This window comes from uncultured Psychroserpens sp. (assembly GCF_947492715.1).
Classification (GTDB): Bacteria; Bacteroidota; Bacteroidia; order Flavobacteriales; family Flavobacteriaceae; genus Psychroserpens.
Window position 1 is genome coordinate 35,658 of the sequence record NZ_CANLNS010000012.1, and the last position, 6,256, is coordinate 41,913.

Sequence of the window (6,256 nt, forward strand, 5' to 3'; positions counted from 1 at the left end):
TTAAATGATGTTTATTAATTTGAAAGGGGTTTATTTGAGCATTTTTGTTAAAATACCAAGAACACTTCTTATTACAGTAGGACTTGTCAAAACTTTAACAATAGGATTTTGTCTAGTGCTTCTACTTCTAGAGCGCGAAGCTTTTCGTTTACTTTCAGCTTTTTTAAGCGCTTCCTGTTCTTTGCGAGCTTTTTCTTTAGCTTCTTCTGCCTCTGCAACTTCAATTTTTTTATTGAGCATTTCGTAGGCACTCTCGCGATCAATTTCCTCGTTATATTTTTTTGCGAGTTTAGAGCTACCAAGAAGGCTTCCTAATTCGGTCTCCGTTAACACATCCATTCTACTCATAGGAGCACGCATCATCGTTGCAGCTAAAGGAGTGGGTTTTCCTTTTTCATTCAATGCAGATACTAAAGCTTCTCCAATTCCAAGTGATGTAAGCACGTCGGCTGTATCATAAAACGCCGTATCTGGATAGTTTTGAGCCGTTAATTTAATTGCTTTTCTATCTTTAGCCGTAAATGCTCTTAGTGCGTGCTGAACTTTTAGGCCTAGCTGACCTAATACCGCCTCAGGAACATCTGTAGGGTTTTGAGTGACAAAATATAGCCCAACGCCCTTACTACGAATTAGTTTTACAATGCTCTCAATTTGATTCAATAAAGCCTTCGAGGCTTCGTTAAAAATTAAATGAGCTTCATCAATAAACATTACTAGTTCTGGTCGACCGCTATCACCTTGCTCTGGAAATGTAGAATATATTTCGGCGAGCAGACTCAACATAAATGTTGAAAACAACTTTGGGCGATCTTGGATATCGGTTAATCGAATTATATTTATATAGCCTCTACCATTCTTATCAATACGCAATAAATCATCAACTTCAAACGAAGTTTCTCCAAAGAAAAGTTCACCACCTTGCTGTTCTATTTCAACTACTTTTCTTAGAATGGCACCAGTAGATGCTGTAGAGATTCTTCCATAAGCCTCTGTGAATTCTTTTTTACCTTCTTGCGTGGCATATTGTAATATCTTTTTGAAATCCTTTAGATCTAATAAGGGTAGTTTGTTGTCATCGCAATATTTGAAAATAACGGCAACAACGCCAGATTGAGCTTCAGTCAAATCTAAAATACGCGATAGTAATACAGGGCCAAATTCACTTACAGTAGCACGTAGTCTAACGCCATCTTGTTCAGAAAGTGTCAAAATTTCTACTGGAAATGATTTAGGGTCAAACGGTATGCCTATTTTTTCATGACGTTCATCAATTTTTGCATGTCCAGGACTAGGCTGCGCTAAGCCACTTAAATCACCTTTAATATCCATTAAAAGTACAGGTACTCCTTGTTCACTTAAATTTTCGGCTAAAACCTGTAATGTTTTTGTTTTCCCTGTTCCAGTAGCACCAGCAATTAGGCCATGTCTGTTCATCGTCTTTAGCGGTACATTAACATAAGCATTAGTTAATGTTTCTCCATCTAACATTGCAGAACCAAGCGTAATATAGTCACCCTTGTTCGTATTTCCTTCTGTGATTTCTTTTAAAAAATCGTCCGTTCTACTCATATTTCAAAATTTGCATAAAAATAGTGTAATTTTAGTCAAGTTTAAAATGAACTAAAATGAAAAATAGATCTCTTATTATAATTTTAATATTTCTTTTTGGAATGAACTCTTGCAAGGAAAATAAACAAGACGTTATATTTCATAAATCTCATGAGCCTAAAAAACTACAGGCTCCATTTAGTGATGTTGTTGAAACCAATGATTTTTTATTTCTGGCTGGTCAAGTTGGAATGGATCATACTACAAGAACATTGGTTAAAGGTGGTATAGAAGCAGAAACGAAACAATGTATCGAAAACATTAAAGATGTTTTAATGCAACATGGGGCGTCTTTGGATCGCGTTGTGAAATGCACAGTGATATTAAAAGATATTAATGATTTCGCAGCATTCAATAAAGTTTATAAGACCTATTTCCCAAATAAACCGGCGAGAACAACATTTGCGGCTTCTGGGTTAGCAGTCGATGCTAGTATTGAAATAGATGTTATTGCTGTGAAATAAGTATAACTTTTAAATTATATTTGCAAGCTATGACAAGAAGAGAACGACAAGAACAGATAGATAAAGGGTTGCTACTGCCTTTAATGGAAGAATTTTATACGATTCAAGGTGAGGGATATCACAAAGGAACAGCTGCATATTTCGTGAGAATTGGCGGATGTGATGTTGGATGCCATTGGTGTGACGTTAAAGAAAGTTGGTTGGCTGAGTTACATCCACCTACAGAAGCTAAAAAAATTGTAGAGAATGCGGCAAAATATAGCAATACGATTGTGGTTACTGGTGGAGAGCCATTAACCTGGGATATGGGACCATTAACTGAGCAACTTAAGGCTAAGGGACTGCAAACACATATTGAGACTTCTGGAGCTTATCCATTGTCTGGAACTTGGGATTGGATTTGTTTATCTCCTAAAAAAATGAAGTTACCCACAGAAGAAGTGTATAAAAATGCACATGAACTTAAGTGTATTATTTATAATAAAGACGATTTCCGTTTTGCTGAAGAACAAGCAGCCAAGGTGAATAAAGACTGTATTCTATATTTGCAACCAGAATGGAGTAAACGTGACAAAGTAGTACCACAAATTGTAGATTATGTTATGGCTAATCCAAAATGGAAAGTATCACTTCAAACACATAAATATTTAAATATACCATAGCAAAAAGCCCTGAAATTTCAGGGCTTTTCCTGTCTAATTACAAAAGCAATTATTTTGAACAGGTTAGTCTCTTATTTACTTAATGGTATTGCAATACGTAACGTATCCCATCCCAAATTCAAGCTACCTTTTGAAAAGGCAATTGAAAATGCTTCTAGTGAATCTTTTCCAGAAGTAACAGGTACTTCTATTCGAGCAACATCTTTTCCTTCGTTATATGAATAGGCGCCCCAAGTATATAAATCGGAATTTAAAATCACAGTCCAATTTTTTTCACCAGGAATTGTGAAAAGCGAATATGTTCCTGCTTTTACCGATTTTCCACCAAAGTTTACATCGCTGTAAAATGTAATCTCAGTTGTTTCATTTGCTCCTGTACGCCAAACTTTTCCATCTGGAGCTAAAGATGCTAATGATCTTCCTTTTAATTGAGGTCTACTATATACAATCTTAGCAATAGGAGGTGCGCTTCGCGATGTTTTATAATAGGCAATGTCTAATGGACTTTTATCAAGGCCAGGAAATTTTTGTGCATTCATGTTAAATGATACGAGCATCATAAATGCCATGAATAATGTTGAAATAGCTGCTGTTTTTTTCATAATATTTAGGTTTTATTGATTGAAACTAAAATTGAATATTGCATGCTGAGTCGGAAAGAATCTTGAGACTTTACGATTATTAAGTTAAAGCTTTCATAAAGTTGTTTGTGCTTAATTTTTAGTTGTAAATTACTGTATTTAGTTATAATATGTAATCATAATTAAGTTTAATGTTTTATAATTATAATCTTGGTCTCATATTTGTACTATCAAATTAAAATAATAATTATAAAATATAAAGATTAAAGTTATGTGTGGAATTGTATGTGCGTTTGATTTAAAACAGAAATCTGAAGACTTAAGGCCTCAATTATTAGAAATGGCTCAAACCATTCGTCATAGAGGTCCAGATTGGAGTGGAATTTATAGCAATGAGAAAGCAATATTAGCTCATGAGCGATTAGCAATTGTCGATCCAGCTTCTGGAAAGCAACCTTTGTTAAGTGCTGATAAGAAACTTATATTGGCAGCCAACGGCGAGATATATAATCACAGGGATTTAAGAAAACAATTTGAAGGTAAGTACGAATTTCAAACAGAAAGTGATTGTGAAGTTATTTTAGCACTATATCAAGAAAAAGGCGTTGATTTTATAGATGATATGAATGGAATTTTTGGATTTGCCATTTATGATGCTGAAAAAGATGAATATTTTATTGCTAGAGATCATATGGGAATTATTCCATTATATATTGGCTGGGATCAAAACGGAACATTCTATGTTGCTTCAGAATTAAAGGCTTTAGAAGGTGTATGTACTAAAATTGAGTTATTTCCTCCTGGTCATTATATGTCAAGTAAAGATGGTGAATTTGTACAATGGTATAAGCGCGATTGGACCGATTATGAGGCTGTTAAAGACAATGAAACTGATATTGCAAAAATTAAAGAAGCCCTTGAAGCTGCTGTGCACAGACAATTAATGAGTGATGTTCCTTATGGTGTATTGCTATCTGGTGGCTTGGATTCATCTGTAACTTCTGCAATTGCAAAAAAATATGCACAAATGCGAATTGAAAGTGATGATACCTCTGAAGCGTGGTGGCCACAATTGCATAGTTTTTCAGTGGGATTAGAAGGGTCTCCTGATTTAGCCGCAGCGCGTAAAGTAGCCGATCATATTGGGACAGTTCATCATGAAATTAAATTTACCATTCAGGAAGGTTTAGACGCTATTCGAGATGTGATTTATAAATTAGAAACTTATGATATCACAACGATTAGAGCTAGTACTCCTATGTATTTAATGGCAAGGGTAATAAAATCCATGGGAATAAAAATGGTGTTGTCTGGTGAAGGGGCAGATGAGCTTTTTGGAGGATATTTGTACTTTCATAAGGCACCTAATGCGAGGGAATTTCATGAGGAAACCGTTAGAAAGTTGAGTAAACTTCATATGTATGATTGTTTACGAGCCAACAAAAGCTTAGCTGCTTGGGGTATTGAAGGTCGAGTGCCATTTCTCGATAAAGAATTTATGGACGTAGCGATGCGCATCAATCCGAAAGATAAAATGATTAACGGAGAACGCATGGAAAAATGGGTGGTAAGAAAAGCCTTTGAAGATATGTTGCCTGAAAGTGTGGCTTGGAGACAAAAGGAGCAATTTAGTGATGGTGTAGGTTATAGCTGGATTGATACGTTAAAGGATATTGTAGCAATGGAAGTTACCGATGAGCAACTTGCTAATGCTAAGTATAAATTCCCAATTCAAACGCCAACAAATAAAGAAGAATTTTATTATCGTTCTATTTTTGCAGAGCATTTTCCAAGTGATGCCGCCGCTATGTGTGTGCCTCAAGAGGCTAGTGTAGCATGTAGTACACAAATTGCGTTAGAATGGGATGAAGCATTTAAAAACATGAATGATCCATCAGGTAGAGCTGTTGCTAAAGTCCATGAGGATGCATATTAATGAAAACAAAAAAGGAGGCTAAAAGCGCTCCTTTTTTTTGAGTAATACTTCCCTGAATAGTATTACTCTCCATCCCAAATTTTTTATTTCAAATTAGTCTAAACCACTATTAAATGATAAATGGTAATAAGGCTATTAATAGCTACAACGCTTGCTATAGTAAATAGGGTAGTCCATATAATATTATAAAGACTAAATTGTTTTTTATTAGTACTTTTCATGGTGAATTTTATTAAGGGAAGGTTGTCTTTATTACAAGACTCGCCTTCCCTTGGGTTAACAGCGCGATTATCTTTTTACGATTCTCTTTGTAACTGTAATATTATTATTTGAGTCTGTAATGTTTATTAAGTACACCCCGTTTTCGAAACCAGATACATTAATTTGTAAATCATTGTTTAAATCTGATGTATTTTGATAAACACGTCTTCCAGTAATATCATAAACTTCAATTAGCGCATCTATCGATTGATTTGATACGTTTTTAATATTTACAATATCACTAGCAGGATTTGGATAAATACTGAATGAATCTGAACTAAACTCATCTACACTTAATGAATCACAATCTGCTCCTGTTAGGCGTGTTACTGTAATTGCATTATCAGATATATCCGAACAATCCAAGTTATCTAAAGATGAGAGCGGTAAACCTATTTGATCGAGCCCATTATTAGGAACGCCTCTATAAGACCATCCCCAAATTTCGCACACACCAGCACCTGCACCATCTAAGTCTATTGTGTTCGTATTCACTACGTTTAAAATCAAACCAGTATTTGCATCTGTAATGACGTATCTATACGATAGATTTTCTGCACCTGGATTTTCATGTATAACTTCCAATGGATCGGCGATTGCATCGCCAGCACAAATTGAAATTTCAGTATCTCCATTTGAAAGACTAACAGTACCACCATCCGCAGCCTCACGGATTACAGTTACGGCATTATCAGAGATATCCGAACATTCAGCAGCATTAAGATCACTAAGCGGTCCGCCAAT

Annotated in this window: 6 protein-coding genes; 3 read left to right on the forward strand and 3 right to left on the reverse strand. The window is 35.2% G+C overall.

Going from position 1 to position 6,256, the window contains the following annotated elements; all coding sequences use genetic code 11:
* Positions 1-30: 30 nt before the first annotated feature.
* On the reverse strand, positions 31-1,569 hold the full coding sequence (locus Q0787_RS19040; RefSeq protein WP_298904988.1) for a helicase HerA-like domain-containing protein: 1,539 nt from the start codon (positions 1,567-1,569) through the stop codon (positions 31-33).
* Between the two features lie 56 nt (positions 1,570-1,625).
* On the opposite strand from Q0787_RS19040, the gene Q0787_RS19045 reads away from it, so the two are divergent.
* The gene (locus Q0787_RS19045) at positions 1,626-2,072 is read left to right on the forward strand and encodes a RidA family protein (protein ID WP_298904991.1); all 447 of its coding nucleotides are present in this window, start codon (positions 1,626-1,628) and stop codon (positions 2,070-2,072) included.
* A gap of 29 nt (positions 2,073-2,101) precedes the next feature.
* On the forward strand, positions 2,102-2,734 hold the full coding sequence (locus Q0787_RS19050; RefSeq protein ID WP_298904994.1) for a 7-carboxy-7-deazaguanine synthase QueE: 633 nt from the start codon (positions 2,102-2,104) through the stop codon (positions 2,732-2,734).
* 71 nt (positions 2,735-2,805) lie between these two features.
* On the opposite strand, the gene Q0787_RS19055 is transcribed toward Q0787_RS19050, so the two are convergent.
* Positions 2,806-3,336, reverse strand: coding sequence for a DUF2911 domain-containing protein (locus tag Q0787_RS19055; protein WP_298904997.1), 531 nt, complete (start codon positions 3,334-3,336; stop codon positions 2,806-2,808).
* A gap of 250 nt (positions 3,337-3,586) precedes the next feature.
* Between Q0787_RS19055 and asnB the strand changes: the two genes are divergently transcribed.
* Positions 3,587-5,251, forward strand: coding sequence for an asparagine synthase B (gene asnB, locus Q0787_RS19060; protein WP_298905000.1), 1,665 nt, complete (start codon positions 3,587-3,589; stop codon positions 5,249-5,251).
* Between the two features lie 288 nt (positions 5,252-5,539).
* On the opposite strand, the gene Q0787_RS19065 is transcribed toward asnB, so the two are convergent.
* Positions 5,540-6,256 (reverse strand): T9SS type A sorting domain-containing protein (locus Q0787_RS19065; protein WP_298905004.1); only part of this gene is annotated, 717 nt, incomplete at its 5' end.

Coding starts and splice junctions, on each gene's coding strand:
- Q0787_RS19045 (WP_298904991.1), top strand. CDS start 1,626: ATGAAAAATAGATCTCTTATTATAATTTTAATATTTCTTTTTGGAATG.
- Q0787_RS19040 (WP_298904988.1), bottom strand. CDS start 1,569: ATGAGTAGAACGGACGATTTTTTAAAAGAAATCACAGAAGGAAATACG.
- asnB (WP_298905000.1), top strand. CDS start 3,587: ATGTGTGGAATTGTATGTGCGTTTGATTTAAAACAGAAATCTGAAGAC.
- Q0787_RS19055 (WP_298904997.1), bottom strand. CDS start 3,336: ATGAAAAAAACAGCAGCTATTTCAACATTATTCATGGCATTTATGATG.
- Q0787_RS19050 (WP_298904994.1), top strand. CDS start 2,102: ATGACAAGAAGAGAACGACAAGAACAGATAGATAAAGGGTTGCTACTG.